We start from the raw sequence: 19577 nt of genomic DNA on the forward strand, positions 1-19577 counted from the left end.
CATCATTGACATACAATCTGCCGCATAAATGTTGCCAATAATTTCCGTTTTAGGATGAAGCGCCACTTTAGAGAGTCCTCCATGCTTCTCATCATTGGCACCATAAACCAATTTCCCTATTTTACTCCAGTACAAAGCCCCACAACACATGGCGCAGGGTTCAATGGTAACGTACATGGTAGCTTCCGGTAAATATTTGGCACCTAAATAATTGAAGGCAGAAGTGAGTGCGATAATTTCTGCATGCGCCGTGGCATCTTTCAGCATTTCAACCTGGTTATACCCCCGGCCGATTATTTTACCATTCATTACTATTACGGCTCCAATAGGCACTTCGTCGGCATCAAATGCACGCTGCGCTTCTCTCAGCGCCTGTTTCATAAAATGCTCATCATCCATGTTTATTTAGTTGTTGTTAATTTCTTTAGGATTAAAGTAGCAAGGCGAACAAATGTAACAGATATGAGCGATTTTAACTCCATCCTAAATAACTACAATAAATAACCACGACAAGTATTTTGAAACGCTTTTTCCATGACAGCAATTGCCATTTACTTTTTAACTATCTATAATCTCGGCTTACCTATCTGGCTTTGGATCATTTTATTCTTTACTCCGGATATTGGTATGCTTGGATATCTCATTGATACAAAGGTTGGCGCATTCATTTATAATCTTTTTCATCATAAAGGATTGGCGTTAGCTATCGCGGCCGCAGGCTATGTGTTCCATAATGATGTTGCAACTTCTATTGGTATCCTGTTATTTGCTCATGCATCATTCGACAGAATCTGGGGTTACGGTTTAAAATATGAAGACAGTTTTAAAAACACCCATCTTGGTAGTCTTGAAAAGATAAAATAGAAATTATTTTTTCATTAGCCTGTTACGAATCCGGCTCATGCTTAGTTTTAATGATATGGCGATGATGAATTGTATTATTTTTAAAGAACTTTCGATGGATTTATTTGTTATATCATTTTTACAAACAGGCTTCAATTTATGGCGCTGCTCAAAAAGCTAATAACATCTCTTTATCCAATCCAAATGAAAATTTCAAAACTAACAGGACTGGGAATAGAAACTGAAACAAATACATCAAATAAGAAAGCACCCTTGGACTTTTATTCATTATCCGCAATTACTAATTCGGGCGAAAGAATTACATTCGAAAAATATAGAGGCAAAAAAGTTTTACTCGTAAATCTTGCCAGCCAATGCGGCTTCACGCCTCAATATGCGGAACTGGAACAATTACACCAACAAAATAAAGACATCGTAATTCTGGGCTTTCCTTCTAATAATTTTGGCGCACAAGAGCCGGGTAGCGATGAAGAAATTGCCGAATTCTGCAAAGTAAATTATGGAGTAACCTTCCAGCTTTTTAAGAAAGATGATGTAAAAGGAAACAATAAACAACCGGTTTACCAATGGTTAAGTGATGACGCCAACAACGGGTGGAATAATAAAGAACCTGAATGGAATTTTTATAAATATTTGGTTAGTGAAAATGGCAATCTGCTAAATGTATTCTCTTCCTCAGTTTCACCGCTTGATATTCCGCTGGTATAACCTGTCTGACGGCTATCGCCGTGCCGACAAGTTACACCGCACATTTTTCATGATAATTAATCAATTCGATAACCGATCTCGCAAATTCATACCCTCTGTATTGGTCAACAATTTCATCAAGAACTTCCAAAATTTCATCAACTTCTTTCAACGTCACCAACTTCAAACGATATTCTTTTATATTGGGCATTCCCTTTAAATAGTTGGTATAATGCCTGCGCATTTCATTGATGCCAACTATGGGACCTTTCCATTCAACAGATTTTATTAAATGCTTTTTACAGACAGCTACCCGTTCTTCAACCGTAGGAGGCGGAAGCATTTCGCCCGTTTTTACGAAGTGAGTTATTTCTTTAAATATCCACGGATAGCCAATAGCAGCACGGCCTATCATGATGCCGTCAACACCGTAACGGTTCTTATACTCCAAAGCTTTTTGCGGAGAATCAATGTCGCCATTGCCAAATATTGGAATCGTAATTCTTGGATTCTCTTTCACTTTAGCAATCAGCGTCCAGTCTGCTTCACCTTTATACATTTGCGTTCGGGTGCGCCCATGAATAGCCAAAGCTTTAATGCCCACGTCCTGCAGACGCTCGGCAACATCTTCTATATTTTTTGTATTATCATCCCAACCCAATCTCGTTTTAACCGTTACCGGGAGTGAAGTGCTCTTTACAACGGCGTCGGTTAAACGCACCATTAAGGGCACGTCTTTTAAAACACCGGCACCTGCTCCGCGGCAAGCCACCTTTTTTACCGGACAACCAAAATTAATATCTAATAAATCAGGATTAGTAGCATCAACAATTTTAGCTGCCAGTGAAAGGCTTTCCTCATCTCCACCAAAAATTTGAATACCTACCGGTTTTTCGTAATCATATATATCCAGTTTCTTACGGCTTTTGATGGCATCTCTTATGAGTCCTTCACTGCTTATAAATTCAGTATACATAAGATGGGCGCCATTATCTTTACAAACGGCACGAAAAGGCGGGTCGCTGACGTCTTCCATCGGCGCCAGCAATAAAGGAAAATCGGGAAGTTGTATGTTACCTATTGAAGACATATTACCTGATACTTGATTCTTGATATATGTTACTGATACCTCATGACTGATATGTGATACCTAAATAGCTGTAAATTTACGCACTAAAATTTTGAGATGGAAATCAACGACAGAAATTCAAAAGGTATAACCTTTCCTGCCCAATTTGGAATTTTGCTGGGATTAGTTGGGGCCGGGCTGATAATTGGCGGAATTGCTTCTGTTGCTATATGGGTTGGGATGACGGGCAGGCCACTTCTTGCCATGGAAACCGATATGCTGAAGCCAGAATATTATAATGCGGTTATGACTATACAAGGCGTTTCAACTTTTTTTATGTTTTTCCTGCCGGTATATTTTACTGCGCTTATCAGCTACCGTAAGCCAGCCAGGTTTATAGGGTTTAGCTCAAATATTAACTATAAACAAGTCTTCATTATACTCGCTATCTTGTTTCTTACGTTTCCTTTATCCGGTGCTTTAGGAGAACTAAACAAAATAATTCCAATACCCATAAAATGGGCCGCAAAGTTTAAGGGTATGGAAAATTCAAGAGCCGCTGAAGAAGCTGCTCTTATTAATATCAATTCATTTTCAAAATACATTATTTCATTGGTGATGATTGGACTATTGCCAGGCATTTTTGAAGAAGTTTGCTTCAGGGCAGGCTTACAAAATATCTTAACACGATGGTTTAAAGGCCCTTGGATCGCCATTATTATAACTTCAATTGTTTTTAGTTTGGTTCACATTTCCTATTATGGTTTCCTGGTTCGTTTTGCATTAGGCATTATTCTAGGTTTAATATTTTATTACAGCGAAAATATCTGGCTTTCGGCACTCTTTCATTTTTTATATAATGGTTTACAAGTCACGGCTCTTTATGTATTTACGCTTGGCGGAAACAAAGACCAAAAAGATATTGAAGAAAATTTTCCTATTTGGGCTGGGGTAGTAGCACTTGTTTTGATTTATTACTTGTTTATGCAGTTCAAAAAAATATCTTTAATACAAAAAGCAAAAGTTAAAGATGATGACTTTCCCGATGATGAATTCGATTTTACCAAATGGCCGGCAGAACAATCTTAATTTTATTTAATGGCCCTGGATACAAAAGCTTTTAAAACACGTACACTAACTGCAACCGTTTTTGTAATTGTAATGCTCATTGGTTTATTATGGAATCAATGGAGTTTCGCTGTTCTTTTTATTGTTATTCATTTTGGCTGCTGGTACGAGTTTGTGAAGCTTATAAAAAAGATTAATCCTGGTTCCTATATATTAATAAGTGTCACCGGTTTGGTGTACATAACATTACCTGTCGCCTTAATGTTGTACATGAGGCTGGGCAACGATATTATGTATGATAATGCTATTTTGAAAGTAATTCCCTGTGGAATTATTTTTTCAATATGGATTAATGATACAATGGCTTACATAGTTGGATCATTCATCGGTAAAACTCCGTTGTCGAAAATTTCTCCCAAAAAAACCTGGGAAGGCACCATCGGCGGAGCATTACTTTGTATCATTACTATTTCACTCATCGGTAAAGCATCAGGGTTTTATAATTATACGAACTGGATGGTAATTGCTACGTGTTGCGCAATTTTTGGAACGCTTGGAGATTTACTGGAAAGTAAATTAAAACGAATGGCTAACGTGAAAGATAGCGGAACAATAATGCCAGGCCACGGCGGATTTTTAGACAGGTTCGATTCTTTGCTGGTTGCAACAACTTTTGTGGCTGTATATTACTTTTTTGTTATGCGGTGATATAAATAAAATGCCATTTTCTTCTGCTCAATTTTTATATTTGCGGTTAAACTTGCCGGATGAACATTCACAAAGAAGGCTATAAATCAATTGCGCTGAGTGCAATGGTTTTTGGAGCCGTCAACATTATTTTCTTTTATTTTTTTAGCGCATCAATGCCTGTTGTGTCGTGGATTGTTTTTGGCGTAAGCCTGGTCATGTTTCTTTTTATTATTTCATTTTTCCGCTCTCCTAATAGAAATTTTACCGTGGCTCATCACCAGGTGATATGCCCGGCAGACGGTAAAGTTGTAGTAATAGAAGAAATTACCGATACTGAATATTTTCATGATAAGCGTATCCAGGTTTCTATATTTATGAGTCCCGCTAATGTGCATCTCAACAGGATTCCCATGACGGGCGAAGTGGAATATAGTCAATATCACAAAGGGAAATATTTGGTTGCATGGCATCCCAAATCATCCACGGAAAATGAACGGCATTCCGTGGTAATTAAAAGCGATAATGCCGTTATTTTGGTTAAACAAATCGCCGGGGCTGTCGCTAAACGTATCGTCAACTACTTAAAGGTTGGCCAGCTGGTGGAACAGGGGGCTGAAATGGGTTTCATAAAATTTGGAAGCCGGGTTGATGTATTGTTGCCGGTTGGTACCGAACTTAATGTAACGCTGAATCAAATAGTAAAGGGTGGTGTAACCGTCCTGGCAACAATTGATACTTTGGTGCCTGTGGCAAAAGGAGAAGAGGTTGCAGAAGAATATTAAAAATATTTATAAAGAAGCAATTTATCTAAAGCGACATGCATACAAGTCTTGCTGCCTGTCTCCCGGAGAAGGGTTGGGGTGAGGCCTTACAAAATCGATTCAATTTCTTTTAAATGATAGACTGTATGCGTTGCCTTAAATGAATGGTTTGCCTTGACGTGGTTTACAAAAATTGCATCCATTCCTGCATTTAAAGCTCCCTGTATATCTGCATTAAGGTTATCGCCAATCATAATACATTCCTCCACGTTACCATCTATTTTTTTTAAAGCATAGTCGAATATTTCCTTTTGAGGCTTCATAGAGTTTGAAGTTTCGGAAGTAATAACATGTGTAAAATATTTTGCCAGGTCCGAGTTATTTAATTTGCTCCATTGCGTCTTCTCGAAACCGTTAGTAATAAGATGAATGGAATAATTTTTTCCGGTTAAATAATCGAGGATCTCAAAAGCATAATCAAATACTTTCTTCTTGGTAGGAAGTATCTCCAGAAATTTAGCGCTCATGTCCTTCGCAAGTTTTTCATCTCCAATTCTAAAATCAATGAGCGTACGCCACATTCGTTTCCACTTCAATTCTTCACTGGTAATATATCCTTTTTCAAACCTGTCCCACAATATGGCATTGTGCTTTAAATAAGTCGTATAAAAATATTCGAATGGAGAGATAAATTTCGACTCTAATTCAAAGAAAACATAGAGTTCCGCAAGCGACTCTTTTGCATTTGCATCAAAATCCCACAAGGTGTGATCAAGATCAAAAAAAAGATGTTTGTATTTCGTAGAAGTGGGTTTCACAGATTGATTAGATTTGTTGTCTCTCATATTTGTAATTCAACGAAATAAAATAATGAATATTGTAATAACAGGTGGTAGCAAAGGTATGGGAAAAGCCCTCGCAACTAAATTTGCTGTTACGGGCAACAAAATATTTATATGTGCAAGAAATGAAAATGACCTCGCTAAAACAGCATCAGAAATTAACGACGAAGCGAAAAGAAACCTGGTTGCGTATTTTGCCACCGATTTAAGCTTAAAAAGCTCTGCAGAAGAATTTACAAAATGGCTACAAAAAATGGGCGTTATACCTGACATTTTGATTAATAATGCCGGTGACTTTAAACCCGGAAGTATCTACAACGAAAAAGAGGGAACCCTTGAAGAAATGATCGCTGTTAATTTGTACAGCGCTTATTATATTACCAGGGCTTTTCTTCCCGAAATGATGGAAAAAAAATCAGGCCATATCTTCAATATGTGTTCGATCGCCTCTTTAGCTGCATACAAAAACGGGGGCTCTTACAGCATTAGCAAATATGCGTTGATGGGCTTTAGCAAAAATTTACGGGAAGAACTTAAGCCTTTTAATATTAAGGTCACAGCAGTGTATCCGGGCGCAGTTTACACATCGTCATGGGCGGGTAGTGGTGTTGATCCCGCAAGAATTATGGAAGTAAACGATGTTACGGAAATGATCTTTGCTGCGTCTTTGCTTTCGCCGCAGGCATGTGTTGAGGATATCGTTATCAGGCCACAATTGGGAGATCTTCCCTGATGCTATTTAAAAATTTTTTAACAGCACTTGAATTTTTTAACTTCTGTTCAGCTTTATTATAGAGTAAATTTGTTCATCATCTTGATTTGTGGAACGCATGGGTATACATCTACGAAAGGGCTTTGCCAAATTTTTAGTGTTTTTGGTTTTTAGTGTTGCAGGCGCAACGCAGAATTTTTCTTTTGCCCAGGCAAATTTTACCGCAATATGTCCTCAAAAAAAGATTGGTAAAAATGATTACCTGCAGGTGCAGTTTAAAGTAGATCATGCTTCAAATGTTGAAAGCATCAATCCCCCTTCTTTTAAAAATTTTTCTGTAGTAAGCGGCCCTAACCAGGAAAGTGGTATGACCAGTATTAACGGGAAAGTTGATCAATATGTTTCCATTGGATATATATTAAAGCCGAACTCGCCAGGTAATTACACGATAGGACCAGCCACAGCGAAGGCTGATGGAAAAGAATTTCAGAGTAATTCCCTAAATATACAAGTTACGAATTCTTCCGCCACGTCTCCTTCTACCGCAAACAGTAATTCCAATCCACTGTCACTCCTGGGAGGTAGCAGTATGTCTCCGTTCGCTAACTTAAATTTCGATTTTCCAACAGAACCAGCGACCCACCAGTTTGATGATTATATATTAAAGAAGGGCGAGAATGTAAATGATAAAGTAAAAAAGAATCTTTTTATAAAATTAGATGTAAGCAAAACTAGCTGCTACGTGGGCGAGCCAATAGTTGCTTCTTTTAAGCTGTATACCCGCTTGCGTTCGGAATCTACCATCACCGATGCGCCATCATTCAATGGATTTTCCGTAAGTGAGATGGAACTAAACAATAATAATTCGTCGGGAATTGAAAAGTATAACGGCCGCGATTTTAACGTATATACATTGAGAAAAGTTCAATTGTATCCTTTACAGGCAGGAACCATAACCCTTGACCCGTTAGTGGCGGACAATAAGGTTACTTTTATAAAAGCGGATTATGCCAATGCGCAACAAGGCGATATGTTCTTTGATATGATGCAAAATTTTGCTGATGCCACTACTCCGGGCGATGCGGTGGTTCAACAACATGTTATTCTAAAAAGCAAACCAGTTGAAATTGTTGTTAAGCCATTGCCTGAAGAAAACAAACCTGCCGATTTTAGAGGCACTGTTGGAAATTTTACGATACAATCATCGTTGCAAAAAAATAGCATTACAACCGATGATGCGGGTAATTTGAAAATTGTAATAAGTGGGGCAGGAAATATTCAGTTGATTAATGCTCCTAAAATAAATTGGCCGCAAGGTATAGATGGTTATGATGCGAAAGTGACCGATGGGATAGATAAGTTAGCTGTTCCTATGAAGGGCAGTAAAACATTTATTTATCCATTTACGGTTTCTAAATCCGGTAATTACACAATTCCGGCGATTTCGTTTTCTTATTTTGACCCTGCATTAGCAAGCTATAAAACGCTACTCACCCAACCACTTATTATTACCGTTACAAAAGGTAAAGGTGTTGGCAACAGCACTTATGTAACAAATAAAACAGTGGTAACTCCAACAACTATAACGGATGTTTTAAAAACTTATGCTTTATATTTTATTGTGGGTATTATTTCCTTGGTGGGTATTATCTTCTGGATATTTCAAAGAAATGTATCAAAGAAAAAACCTGCCGTTGTAAAGACAGAACCTGTAGATGTTCCCGGGGAGAATTCACCACAAGAAGAACCGGCATTTGTAATTCCGGAAAGTCCTTTGGAAGATGCCCATCTACAATTGGTTAAAGAAAATAGTTCAGCATTCTATAGTACTCTTGATGCTTCTTTAAAAAAGTATTTGTCTGCAAAATTCAAAGTTCCTGCTGAAGAACTAAACAAGAAAAGAATAAACGAAGAAATGGATAAGTGCAACGTTGGCCTTGGAACATCGTTAAGACTAACGAGCCTTATGGATACTTTAGAATTGAATTTATATGCACCTGCCTCAAATGTACAGCACCTGAAAGAAGTATATGAAAAGGCGTCGGAAGTCGTTTCCCTGCTCGACAAACAGGTATGTTAGTTATCTGTAAACTTGTAACCAATGCCCCTTATTGAGTGAAAGTATTTCGGGTTGCGGCTATCTTCTTCAAAATATTTTCTAAAGCTCAGTATAAAATTGTCAACTGTTCTTGTTGTTGGGTAAACATTATAACCCCAAACAGCTTGCAAAATTTTTTCACGCGGAACTACTTCATTTTTATTTTCGATAAGCAATTTAAGAAGCATCGCTTCTTTTTTAGTAAGGGCAACCGTTTCACCGCCCTTGGTTTTACATTCCAGTGCCTTAAAATTGATATTGTTTTTGCCAAAATTAAATACTTCCGTTATCGACGCTTTAGAAGAAATAAGCTTGCTTTTATTAATTAATTTTTTAACCCTTAACAACAATTCGGTAAGATCAAAAGGCTTTGTAAGATAATCATCTGCTCCTTTTTGTAAACCCATTACTCTATCGGTGCTGCTGTTTTTTGCACTTAAGATGAGAATAGGAATTTCAGAATTGAAAAGTCTTATGTTTTCACATACTGTAATACCATCAATTTCGGGTAACATAACGTCAAGCACAATAAGATCGAAGTACTCGCTGTGAATTGCCTTTAATGCTTCTGCACCATCGTAAGCGGAAGTTACATCGTAACCTTCCATTTCAAAATTTAATCGCAGGGCATCCTGTAAATTTTCTTCATCTTCAACCAGTAAAATAGAATGTTTCTTTTGCATTGTATTTGATTTGATTTAATTGGAAAAGTGTCTATATTCTTTTAATACGATTTCAAAAATGCTACCTCGTAAAAGATTATTTTCTATTTTGATGGTTCCATCATGCGCCTCCACAATTTTCTTGGTAAGGTAAAGTCCAAGTCCGGTACCTTTAATTTTGCCCTGGCTTCCCCGATAATATTTTTCAAAAATATTCTCTTTCTCTTCGTTGGAAATACCGGGGCCTTCGTCGATTACCTGGAAATGGATTGCATTAGCACTTTGAAACAATTTTAGCAAAACTATGTCCTCTTTACCGGAATATTTGATTGCATTATCTAAAAGATTGTTAACAGCCAACTGCAACAATAGCAGATCACCATTAATTATGGCTTCCCCGGATATTTGCGTTTCAATTTTTCTATTGGGGAAACGGGCAATAAAATCCTGTGCACATTCCTTAACAAGATTAGAAAGATCAACTTTTTCCTGCATTATTTTATATCCTCCTGCTTCTATCTGGCTCGTAAGAAGCATATTGTTACAAAGAGCATTCAGCCGGTTAGCCTCCTGTATGGTGGCGCTAATTAGCTTTTGACGCTGCTCATTACTAAGCAATCTTTTCTGTAAAGTTTCAAGATTGAGTTTCGTTATAGCAATGGGTGTTTTTAGTTCGTGAGTTATTGCCATCATTAAATTCTCCTGTTGCTGTGCCTGGATAAACTGCCTGTTTATAGCCCTGAAAACAAAAATGGCTCCGGCTCCAATTAATATAATGAAGGTTATTCCTTCGCCAATGTACTGCGCGGCATTAGTATTTTTTTCAGTTAAAATTTCACGCTGCTTTTGCTCATGCATAACATCATCCACATCTATCAAGTCCTGTTGATATCGGCTAAGCTGCAAATTTTGCCTGTTTAATACCACAAACCAGAAGAACAACGCCGCTAAGATATAAGAAAGCAAAAACCAATATAAAATATAAATCGTTAAAGGCCTCTTTATTTTAAATTTGCTTTTAAGTGCCTCTTTATTTGTCATGCTCGTCAAAAAAATTTTTATTTAAACCCCTTCTTATAATTTAATAGAAAGATCAAGTCTAAAAAAATTTCAGTTCACAACTACTTCACTTTTTCAATTCGTAAGCCAACATTAAGAATATGTCTTAATGGGTTTTCACGCATTATTTGCGATATGGAAAATGTATAGGTTCCGGGCTTCTTAAAGGGAACCGGGCCGGCGGTAATATTTTTTCGAACTTCGAAAATATCGTTTATCCCCGTCCCTTCCCATCCGTTAGCATCAGTTGCCAGGGGCAGATTAATATTTTGAAAATGGATGGTATCACCCGGAGCTTTTGAACCGAGTCTCAGCCAGATGTTACTATAATCATACGCATCCGTGTGGCGCAAAACAATGAATAAATTATATAAAGATGAAGTGTCGGTAATTTGAAAGGAAAATGATGGAACGTTATTATAATACCATTGCTGAGAAGGTATGTCAACCTGCTTTTCAAATAAATCAATCTTTGCACAGGAACCCAAAGTTGAAGCAAGCAACAGTATTAATATAATTTTTTTCAAGTATTTTTTTTGCAAAACTAATTTGTTTTCTTAATAGAGAGTTGGTGGGAAATTACAGGACGTTAAAGATTTGTTCCTTCGCTTTTTCAAGTTCATCTTTCATGAGCACAACGCACTTTTGAATATCAGAATCATATGCTTTTGACCCGGTCGTATTAATCTCACGCCCGATCTCCTGAATTACGAAGGCCAGTTTTTTGCCTTTGGCTTCTTCACCATCACTCAATATTGTTTTAAAATATTCGCAGTGGTTTTTTAATCGAACCTGCTCCTCTCTTATGTCTATTTTTTCAATATAAAATATAAGTTCCTGTTCCATCCGGTTTGCATCATAATTTTCCTTTCCCACATTTTCTTCTAATAGCTGAATGAGCTCAGCCTTCATTCTTTGCTTCCTTTTTGGTTCCAGTTTTAATATCTCTTCTTCCTGGTCATTAATATTTTGGATACGGAACATCAATTCTTTTTCTAAAGACAATCCTTCATCTACGCGATGGAAGTTCAATTCTTTTAAGGCCGCTTCTATTACTTTTTTTAATTCCGCCCAATCGTTTTCTCCCAACACTTCATTGCTGGGTGTCACTACTTCGGGTAGACGCAGTAGTGCACTCAAAACAGAATTAGTATCAATTTTTAAATCGGCTGCCAGCTCTTCAATTTGCCTGTAATACGCTTTAATAAGATCTGTATTTATTACCACAGGTTTTGCGCTTCCATTTTGCTTAATTGTGATAAAACATTCAATGGTACCTCTTAATAAACTTTCCTGCAAGAGGCTACGTACATCGAATTCATAAGGTTTTAACAGCGGGGGGATTTTTAAATTTATTTCGAATTGCTTTCCGTTCAGTGATTTTATTTCAACCAAATAAGTTTTATCGTTTACGGTTTGTTCAGCCCTGCCAAAGCCCGTCATTGATTTTAACATAAGGATTATCTTTTTTTAATTTGCAGCAAGTTATACAATTCTGTGTGAGATAGCATTTTCATTTCGCCCGGCTGTAAATCATCTATTGTAATTTTTTCTATTCGATAACGAATTAAACGTAACGTTGGAAAACCTACCTGGGCAGTCATTTTGCGCACCTGCCGGTTCTTGCCTTCAGTCAAAATTAATTTCAGCCAGCTTTCCGGGATATTTTTTCTATAACGGATCGGCGGGATTCGTTCCTTAATTTGATCGGGTTGCAAGATTTTTTCTGCACGACATTTTTTGGTGTGGTACATTTTTCCGCCAATGTTTATTACGATGCCCTTTTCAATTTGCGTAACTGCTTCGGCTGAAATATTTCCTTCTACCTGCACCCAATATTCTCTTTCATGATTATGTAAAGGATTTAAAAGATAGTTATTTAAAAACGAATTGTTGGTAAGTATGAGCAATCCTTCGCTATCATAATCCAGGCGACCTACAGGGTACACGTTTAAGGGAACATCAAAAAAATCTTTCAGCGTTTTCTTTCCATCCTGTGAAGTAAACTGCGAAAGAACATTAAAGGGTTTATGAATAACAAAATACTGGTACAATAAAATGCATTTAAGAAATACAATAAATAAATTAGCAGATGAATTATTAAAAATAATAAAGCCCGTCAATTCTGAACGGGCCTTGTTATATGGATGGGTTAGTAAGTACAGGAATAAATTCCTTACACAATATTAAAAATAATTTTTTCGATACGGAAAAATTTTATTGTTTTTTTTATCAACATTTAAAATTGTGTTGTGGATAAGGCTCGTCAATTTTGTCTTTCAAATTTCGCTTCCATATCGTTTCCTGTCGTCCTGAAAAAAAATAACTACGAAATTAAAATCATCTGCTCCCCGTACAAATCAGTCTGCATCATCTTTTGCAAAGAATCATAAATTATAAATTTAAAATCTTTGCTCTATTAATAACGTGACTTTTATTTTTTTATTTCTTCTTACCTGCAATATTTCCTGTTAACAATGACTTCCAAAAAAAATTTTTCTTTTTTATATTCTGAGTCTAAAACAAGCAAAAAGTACATTTCGCATAAATTTTACAAGCTCTATCTTTGATTATTAAAAAAAAATTATGCAATTTCCTTCACCGGTTTCAGCCAAATGGATTGCGGGTTTTATCAATGCAGAAATTGCGGGTAACGAAAATTCGTTTGCAACAGGCATCAATGAAATTCATAAAGTAACTGATGGCGATATTGTTTTTGTTGATCATCCAAAGTATTATAATACTTGCCTCAACAGTAATGCAACATTTATTATCATCAATAAAAAAACAGCTGTCCCGCTTGGCAAAACATTATTCATAACGGAGGATCCCTTTGAGGCCTACTCGAAGATTGTTCAGCATTTCCGACCCTTTGCATCAACGGACAAAATGATCAGCGATTCGGCTGTTACCGGAAAAAATACAGTCATTATGCCAAATGTTTTTTTAGGAAACCATGTGGTGGTTGGCGACAACTGCATCATTCATCCTAACGTTTCGATATATGATTACACGGTTATTGGCAACAATGTAGAAGTTCATTCAGGCACCGTTATAGGATGTGATGCTTTTTACTTAAACACAAAAAAGAACCGCAACGCATGGTATAAAAAAATGCCGTCGTGCGGTAATGTAATAATTGAGGACGATGTTGAAATCGGCGCCAATTGTACAATTGACAGGGGTGTTAGCGATGCAACAATAATTGGCATGGGAACAAAGCTTGATAATCTGGTGCACATAGGTCATGAGGTAGTAATTGGCAAAAATTGCATTCTCGCTGCACAAGTTGGCATTGCCGGTGGTACCACTTTAGGAGACGGCGTAGTTCTTTGGGGACAGGTAGGCGTAAATAAAACAATTACTATTGGCGATAACGCAGTTGTAATGGGACAAGCAGGAATTACTTCAAGCATCGAAGGAAATAAAACCTATTGGGGAACTCCGATACAGGAATTTTTTAGCAAAAGAAAGGAGTTGGTACTTATAAAGCGGCTACCTGAAATTTGGGAAAAAGTGAAAGGAATAAAGTAATGTACGATGTCGGGATGTACGATGTAAATATGTAACAGCCTTACATTTTAATACTTATTGAACCCCATAGAAACTTTCAACATCGCACATGGTACTTCTTACATCCTACGTTATTCAGGTACATAATCATACGGCAGCATATCCCCAATTTTTTTATAGGCCAGATAACCGTTAGTAGTTATATCCGTCTGGTCGTAGTAATACCCGTTTTGCTCTATATCGATTGGCTCACCCGGAGCAAAAAGCAACGTTGATAATTGAAAATTCTTTTTTATAGATGGGTCTGTATCCAGGTAAGACTGATCAGGTTTTGCATTATCATAAATTACGGCCACTTCATTTTGGTTCGGCATAAACTCAACCGTATTGGTACTATCATCCTTGTCGTAGTTCAGGGCTGCGTATAAATTTTCTAACGGTATAGGATACTCCTTATCGCTGCTCTTAACTATGTATTGCAATTCAAAACCATCCTGTGTCAAAGTTTTGTTATAGATACTTCGCATAAGTTGCAGCATGGAGCCTTTATAAGCGATGCTCCTGTTCTCTTTCCAGGTTTGCTGCTGTTCGGCTGTTCCCTGCATTTCTTCAAAAAGAGGATACCCAATAAATAAATTGGTGTTGGTATTATATTCATTCGTAAATGAATCAATAGCAAATTTCAGATTGTATCCCAATGCAAAATTATTTACTATCAAAGGTTCATTGGCCAAAACCTTTAAACGGTTTCTTTTCTTACTGAAATAAAAATGCAATACTTCCGGATTTTTAATAACACATTGCCTGGCAAATTTTGATTGGCCGATAAAATTTTGTGTAAAAAACTCACCGTATTTTTTCCAGCCATCTTTAACTTCAGTACTAATAGCAACCGTAACTTCTTCTAATGATTTTTCTTTCGGGCTTAGTTCAAAATCAAGACTATCATTTTGAAGGGAAGTATTGGAGATACGAGCCGTGCCGGTTTCATAGCCTGTAAAGGTTACAATCAGCGAATAACCACCGCCGGGAATTTTAAGCGTGAAATAACCATCTGAATTAGTGGCTTCACCAAAGGTTGTGTTTTGTGCAAATACCGACGCACCTGCGAGCGGCGCCTTCGTATTCTTATCGATTACCCTTCCCTTAACTGTGTAATAAGTAATCTGCGAAAAGCCGGATTTATTGAAAATTAAGATGCCTGCAACACAAAAGAGCGTTGGTAAAAAAAGTTTTTTTGTCATAGGATTTTTTTAGCCGAATAATTATAGATGATATTTTTCTTTCAGGTTTTTACACGTCCAATTGATAGCCTCATTAATTTGTATAAACTGAAACGTTGGAAGGGCCTCTAAAATTTTACTGCTATCATATTTTACCGAAGCCATTGATGTCCGTGCAGTTTCTTTTGTAAGCAAATGTTTCTTTCCGGTAAGTGCACTTTTTATTGCCTCCATTCTCCACACAACTTCTGCAAGGAAAGGGGACACATTTTTTTGCGGCGGTTTTTTTCCGAAACATTTTGCCATTGTAAAAAATATTGCTTTGTAAGATAGATTTTCAGAATTCAAAATAAAACGTTGGCCGGATATTTTACTGTTCATTAACAAAATCATTGCATTTGCAACATCTCTTACATCAACGAAGCCGTTAATTCCTTCTGTATAATATTTGAATTCATTATATGCAGATTTGAATAATGCTGTAGAACCATTATCCCAGTTATCACCACCAATAACGGTAGATGGATTTACAACTACCGCCTGCAGTCCCTCGCCAATCCCGCGCCAGACTTCCAGCTCTCCCAGGTATTTGGATTTACCATAATTACTATTGCTTGTTTCTTCTGTCCAGTTCATTTGTTCCGTAACCACTTCTTCGTTTCTTATTCTTCCCAACGCTGATACTGAGCTTACATGAATTAGCTTTTCGATGTTGGCGCTGATGCAGGCGTTAACAACATTCTCCGTTCCTTCAATATTTATTTTAAAGAGCTTGTCCTTATCTTTTGGTTCAAAGGAAATGAGTGCGGCGCAATGATAAACATGAGTAACACCCTGCATAATTTCTTCCAGTAAAGATGTATCCAGGATGTCGCATTGTTTGATGATTAAATTAGGATGAGTTATGGTAATTGGATTCGAATGGTAAAGTGCTGTTACCAGGTAACCCTCATTAAGCAATTGTTTTGTTACTTCGCTTCCTACGAGCCCCGCTGCCCCGGTTACCAAAATATTTTTACCGGCTATTATATTTTCGGGTAAATCTCTTTCGTCTTGCATTAATAAAGTTTCGGAATTTCTTTCAACATAAAAAATAAATTGAGGGAAAATAAATTTATATCTCTTTAGATAGAATAGTCGTAAAAGCCTTTTCCTGTTTTTTTACCCAGTTCACCTTTTTTTACTTTTTCAACCTGGATTGGCGAAGGTTCAAAACGTTTAGCTTCATTAAATGCATGATACAAGCTTTGCGAAACGGCAAGATTAATATCCATGCCGATAAGATCCATTAATCGAAACGGTCCCATTTTAAACCCGGTTGCTTCTAAAATAGTATCAACATCTTCGTAAGATGCGATGCCTTCTTCAACAATTTTTAAAGATTCCAAATAGTAGTGTCGGGCGATGCGGTTTACAATAAAACCAGGTGCGTCTTTACATATCACCGGTTCCTTGCCCATTTGCGTGCACACATCAAAAATTATATTGGCTATTTCATCACGTGTCTGGTTTCCTTTTACAACTTCCACCAGTTTCATAATGTAAGCAGGATTAAAAAAATGCATGCCCACAACTCTTTGAGGGAAAATTATTTTCTCCTGGATGGCAGAAACCGAAAGTGAAGAAGTATTGGTCGCAAAGATTACTTCTTCATTATTATATTTTGCCAGTTCGTTAAACAACGAAACTTTTGCTTCTTCAATTTCTACAATGGCTTCGATAATTATTTCACCGGTACATTTCTCAACATCTGTAACAAACCTGATTCGCTTGTAAATTTCATTTTTCTCTTTGGTCGATATTTTTTCTTTATCAACTAAATATTGAAGATTTTTTTCAAGGAAGATTTTTGCTTTATCAAGAGCGGCGATATTTACATCGAAAAGAATCGTGTTAAAACCGCTTTGGGCAGCCACTTGTGCAATTCCACTTCCCATGGTTCCGGCTCCGCATATACAAATGGTAATTGTCATGTTTTACTTTGAGAAAATTATTTACACAGCACTCGTAAACTGTTTCAAGAACCTCAAGTCATTTTCACTAAACAGCCGCAGGTCTTTTATATTGTATTTAAGCATGGTGATTCTTTCAATGCCCATTCCAAATGCAAATCCTGAATATTTGCTGCTATCGATTCCGCAATTTTCAAGCACTTTCGGGTGCACCATGCCGCTGCCTAAAATCTCTACCCAACCGGTATGTTTACAAACATTGCATCCTTCGCCACCACAAATGAGGCAGCTAATATCCATCTCGGCACTGGGCTCCGTGAATGGAAAATAGGACGGCCGGAATCGAACTTTAAAGTTTTCGCCAAACATTTCCTGTACGAAAAAGTACAACGTTTGTTTAAGGTCGGCAAACGAAACATCTTCAGCAATATATAAACCTTCTACCTGGTGAAAAAAACAATGCGCCCGTGCACTAATGGTCTCGTTGCGATAAACACGGCCGGGGCAAATAATTCGTATTGGCAATTTTCCTTTTTCCATTTCACGCACTTGAACGCTACTGGTGTGTGTACGTAGCATCCAATCAGGATTTTGAGACACATAGAAAGTATCCTGCATATCTCTCGCCGGGTGATTTTCGGGTAAGTTGAGAGCAGTAAAATTATGCCAGTCATCTTCAATTTCCGGGCCCTCAGCAACGGCAAAGCCTAAACGCTGAAATATAGAAACAATCTTATTTCTTACAATACTTATTGGATGCCTGCTGCCTAATGGTAAGGCCTCCCCTGGCAACGACAAATCAAGGTCACTTTCTGTTTCCTCAGGGGTATTTTCACTTGCTGATTTTAATTCCTCGTACTTGCTTTCGGCAAATAATTTCAAATCATTTAATGCCTGTCCCATTTCCCGCCGGTTTTCCGAAGGCACATTTTTCATTTCGCCCATCAAAGATTTTATTAATCCCTTACTGCCGAGAAACTGGATACGAAAAACTTCTGCAGGATTTTTATCCGGTGTCGAAAATTTCTTTATTTCTTCTTTAGCATGTTCTATTTGTTGCAACAAATTATCCATAGCTGCAAAAATAAGTGAATCCATTATGCAAAAATTTTATGTGGTGATGTCCCAAAAAAATAAAGGTGGCATTACATTTATGCATTTAATCTTTTAGGTTTGCTCAAAATAAAAAAAGTATGTTCGATCTCCACGAATTTTTAGACCCTGTAAACAAAGCTTTTCTAAATGACGACAAAGGTTATAATGAAAGCCAATTGGCAGGTTTTGTAAAAGTTTATGAAGAGGAAATGCCTGAAATGGATAATATTGATATTGTAATAGTTGGTATAAACGAGTTTCGGGGTGATGGATTTACCGGTGACGGAAACGCCGCTGATGCAGTTCGAAAGCAACTATATCAACTGTATTTCTGGCATAAAGATATTTCCATTGCCGATGTGGGCAATATAAAATGCGGCGCTGCGATTGCTGACACTTATGCTGCAATAAAAACCGTGGTGCGGGAGTTATTGCAATTGAATAAGACGGTTATTATTATTGGAGGATCTCACGATAATACGCTTGCTCAATACTACGCCTACAAAGACCTTAAAAAGGTTATTGAGGCAACCGTAATTGACGCAACAATTGATCTTAAAAGTGAGTCTTCGGTAAGAAGTCAGAACTTCTTAATGGAAATGCTAACCAGTGAGCCTAACATGATAAGACATTATAATCACATTGGCTTTCAAAGTTATTTCGTTCACCCGCGTATGCTTGAAACTTTGGATAAACTGCATTTTGACTGTTACAGGCTGGGAAAAGCAAAGGAACAAATTGATGAAATGGAACCGGTATTACGAAATTCCAACATGGTAAGTTTTGACATAGCCGCCATAAAATACAGTGACGCACCCGCTTCCGATTGCAGCCCTAATGGATTTAGCGGGGAAGAAGCGTGTACACTTTCCCGTTATGCAGGCTTAAGTCCCATTCTTTCCTCACTTGGTATTTACGGCTATAATACCAAAAAAGATACCAACGATTTAACTGCATTGCAAATAGCCCAAATGATCTGGTATTTTATTGATGGCAAAAGTCGAAGCAAGCAGGAAACAGAACTGAACGAAAGACAAAACTTTAATGAGTACCATACCGCCTTTGCTGAAGTGGATACTATTTTTATTCAAAGTAAAAAAACGGGAAGATGGTGGATGGAGCTACCCAATAAAAAGCTAATTGCCTGCAGCTATAATGACTATCTTTTTGCCAGCAATAATGAGATCCCGGAACGCTGGCTAAGGGCGCAGGAAAGAGAAGCATAATAAATTCGAAATGAGCGATTGCTACAGAAGAACGCCGGACAAAGACAAAAATATTA

21 protein-coding genes are annotated in these 19577 nt (G+C 37.3%); 9 read left to right on the plus strand and 12 right to left on the minus strand.

The annotated features are described in order from the left end of the window. The coding region (locus ACO1O5_RS08145; RefSeq protein ID WP_486269345.1) for a nucleoside deaminase at positions 1-399 on the minus strand (399 nt) is incomplete at its 3' end. A 135-nt stretch (positions 400-534) separates the two neighbouring features. Between ACO1O5_RS08145 and ACO1O5_RS08150 the strand changes: the two genes are divergently transcribed. Both ACO1O5_RS08150 and ACO1O5_RS08155 read left to right on the plus strand, forming a co-directional pair. Next, positions 535-864: a DUF4260 domain-containing protein gene (locus tag ACO1O5_RS08150; RefSeq protein ID WP_486269346.1), complete on the plus strand. Its 330-nt coding sequence runs from the start codon at positions 535-537 to the stop codon at positions 862-864. Positions 865-1047: 183 nt separating this feature from the next. Continuing rightward, the gene (locus ACO1O5_RS08155) at positions 1048-1572 is read left to right on the plus strand and encodes a glutathione peroxidase (protein ID WP_486269347.1); all 525 of its coding nucleotides are present in this window, start codon (positions 1048-1050) and stop codon (positions 1570-1572) included. 31 nt (positions 1573-1603) lie between these two features. Here the strand turns inward: ACO1O5_RS08155 and dusB are convergent, their stop codons facing one another. Continuing rightward, entirely contained in the window at positions 1604-2641 is a 1038-nt protein-coding gene (gene dusB / locus ACO1O5_RS08160; protein WP_486269348.1) for a tRNA dihydrouridine synthase DusB, read from the minus strand. Between the two features lie 96 nt (positions 2642-2737). Here dusB and ACO1O5_RS08165 point away from each other — a divergent pair, with 96 nt between their 5' ends. Genes ACO1O5_RS08165 through ACO1O5_RS08175 form a run of 3 tightly spaced genes read left to right on the plus strand, consistent with a single transcriptional unit; the run spans position 2738 to position 5160 of the window. Then, entirely contained in the window at positions 2738-3709 is a 972-nt protein-coding gene (locus ACO1O5_RS08165; RefSeq protein ID WP_486269349.1) for a CPBP family intramembrane glutamic endopeptidase, read from the plus strand. Between the two features lie 9 nt (positions 3710-3718). After that, positions 3719-4396, plus strand: a complete 678-nt coding sequence (locus ACO1O5_RS08170; protein WP_486269350.1) for a phosphatidate cytidylyltransferase — start codon at positions 3719-3721, stop codon at positions 4394-4396. 59 nt (positions 4397-4455) lie between these two features. Then, positions 4456-5160, plus strand: coding sequence for a phosphatidylserine decarboxylase family protein (locus ACO1O5_RS08175; RefSeq protein WP_486269351.1), 705 nt, complete (start codon positions 4456-4458; stop codon positions 5158-5160). An 86-nt stretch (positions 5161-5246) separates the two neighbouring features. On the opposite strand, the gene ACO1O5_RS08180 is transcribed toward ACO1O5_RS08175, so the two are convergent. Beyond that, complete coding sequence (locus tag ACO1O5_RS08180; RefSeq protein WP_486269352.1) at positions 5247-5984, minus strand: YjjG family noncanonical pyrimidine nucleotidase; 738 nt, start codon at positions 5982-5984, stop codon at positions 5247-5249. Positions 5985-6009: 25 nt separating this feature from the next. On the opposite strand from ACO1O5_RS08180, the gene ACO1O5_RS08185 reads away from it, so the two are divergent. Beyond that, positions 6010-6714 carry an SDR family oxidoreductase gene (locus ACO1O5_RS08185; RefSeq protein WP_486269353.1) on the plus strand — a complete coding sequence of 235 codons (705 nt, stop codon included), beginning with the start codon at positions 6010-6012 and terminating at the stop codon, positions 6712-6714. 97 nt (positions 6715-6811) lie between these two features. Continuing rightward, positions 6812-8773: a BatD family protein gene (locus ACO1O5_RS08190; RefSeq protein WP_486269354.1), complete on the plus strand. Its 1962-nt coding sequence runs from the start codon at positions 6812-6814 to the stop codon at positions 8771-8773. On the opposite strand, the gene ACO1O5_RS08195 is transcribed toward ACO1O5_RS08190, so the two are convergent. The 5 genes from ACO1O5_RS08195 to ACO1O5_RS08215 all read right to left on the minus strand — a co-directional run bounded on the left by ACO1O5_RS08195 (position 8770) and on the right by ACO1O5_RS08215 (position 12566). Continuing rightward, positions 8770-9474 (minus strand): response regulator transcription factor, encoded by a 705-nt coding sequence (locus tag ACO1O5_RS08195; RefSeq protein WP_486269355.1) that lies wholly within the window; start codon positions 9472-9474, stop codon positions 8770-8772. The genes ACO1O5_RS08190 and ACO1O5_RS08195 overlap by 4 nt on opposite strands. Positions 9475-9489: 15 nt before the next feature. After that, positions 9490-10494, minus strand: a complete 1005-nt coding sequence (locus ACO1O5_RS08200; protein ID WP_486269356.1) for a sensor histidine kinase — start codon at positions 10492-10494, stop codon at positions 9490-9492. 80 nt (positions 10495-10574) lie between these two features. Beyond that, positions 10575-11039 carry a gliding motility lipoprotein GldH gene (locus ACO1O5_RS08205; protein ID WP_486269357.1) on the minus strand — a complete coding sequence of 155 codons (465 nt, stop codon included), beginning with the start codon at positions 11037-11039 and terminating at the stop codon, positions 10575-10577. A gap of 52 nt (positions 11040-11091) precedes the next feature. Then, entirely contained in the window at positions 11092-11967 is an 876-nt protein-coding gene (locus tag ACO1O5_RS08210; RefSeq protein ID WP_486269358.1) for a YicC/YloC family endoribonuclease, read from the minus strand. A 5-nt stretch (positions 11968-11972) separates the two neighbouring features. Beyond that, positions 11973-12566: a pseudouridine synthase gene (locus tag ACO1O5_RS08215; RefSeq protein WP_486269359.1), complete on the minus strand. Its 594-nt coding sequence runs from the start codon at positions 12564-12566 to the stop codon at positions 11973-11975. A 532-nt stretch (positions 12567-13098) separates the two neighbouring features. On the opposite strand from ACO1O5_RS08215, the gene ACO1O5_RS08220 reads away from it, so the two are divergent. Further along, positions 13099-14046 (plus strand): UDP-3-O-(3-hydroxymyristoyl)glucosamine N-acyltransferase, encoded by a 948-nt coding sequence (locus tag ACO1O5_RS08220; protein WP_486269360.1) that lies wholly within the window; start codon positions 13099-13101, stop codon positions 14044-14046. A 110-nt stretch (positions 14047-14156) separates the two neighbouring features. Here the strand turns inward: ACO1O5_RS08220 and ACO1O5_RS08225 are convergent, their stop codons facing one another. From ACO1O5_RS08225 to pheS, 4 genes are all read right to left on the minus strand, one after another. Further along, on the minus strand, positions 14157-15269 hold the full coding sequence (locus tag ACO1O5_RS08225; protein WP_486269361.1) for a carboxypeptidase-like regulatory domain-containing protein: 1113 nt from the start codon (positions 15267-15269) through the stop codon (positions 14157-14159). 21 nt (positions 15270-15290) lie between these two features. Then, positions 15291-16307, minus strand: coding sequence for an NAD-dependent epimerase/dehydratase family protein (locus ACO1O5_RS08230; protein WP_486269362.1), 1017 nt, complete (start codon positions 16305-16307; stop codon positions 15291-15293). Between the two features lie 65 nt (positions 16308-16372). Next, positions 16373-17221: a 3-hydroxyacyl-CoA dehydrogenase family protein gene (locus ACO1O5_RS08235; RefSeq protein WP_486269363.1), complete on the minus strand. Its 849-nt coding sequence runs from the start codon at positions 17219-17221 to the stop codon at positions 16373-16375. A gap of 21 nt (positions 17222-17242) precedes the next feature. Continuing rightward, on the minus strand, positions 17243-18298 hold the full coding sequence (gene pheS, locus ACO1O5_RS08240) for a phenylalanine--tRNA ligase subunit alpha (protein WP_486269364.1): 1056 nt from the start codon (positions 18296-18298) through the stop codon (positions 17243-17245). Positions 18299-18393: 95 nt separating this feature from the next. Between pheS and ACO1O5_RS08245 the strand changes: the two genes are divergently transcribed. Further along, on the plus strand, positions 18394-19521 hold the full coding sequence (locus ACO1O5_RS08245) for a formimidoylglutamase (RefSeq protein WP_486269365.1): 1128 nt from the start codon (positions 18394-18396) through the stop codon (positions 19519-19521). Positions 19522-19577 lie beyond the last annotated feature (56 nt).

This window comes from Ginsengibacter sp., assembly GCF_057362405.1.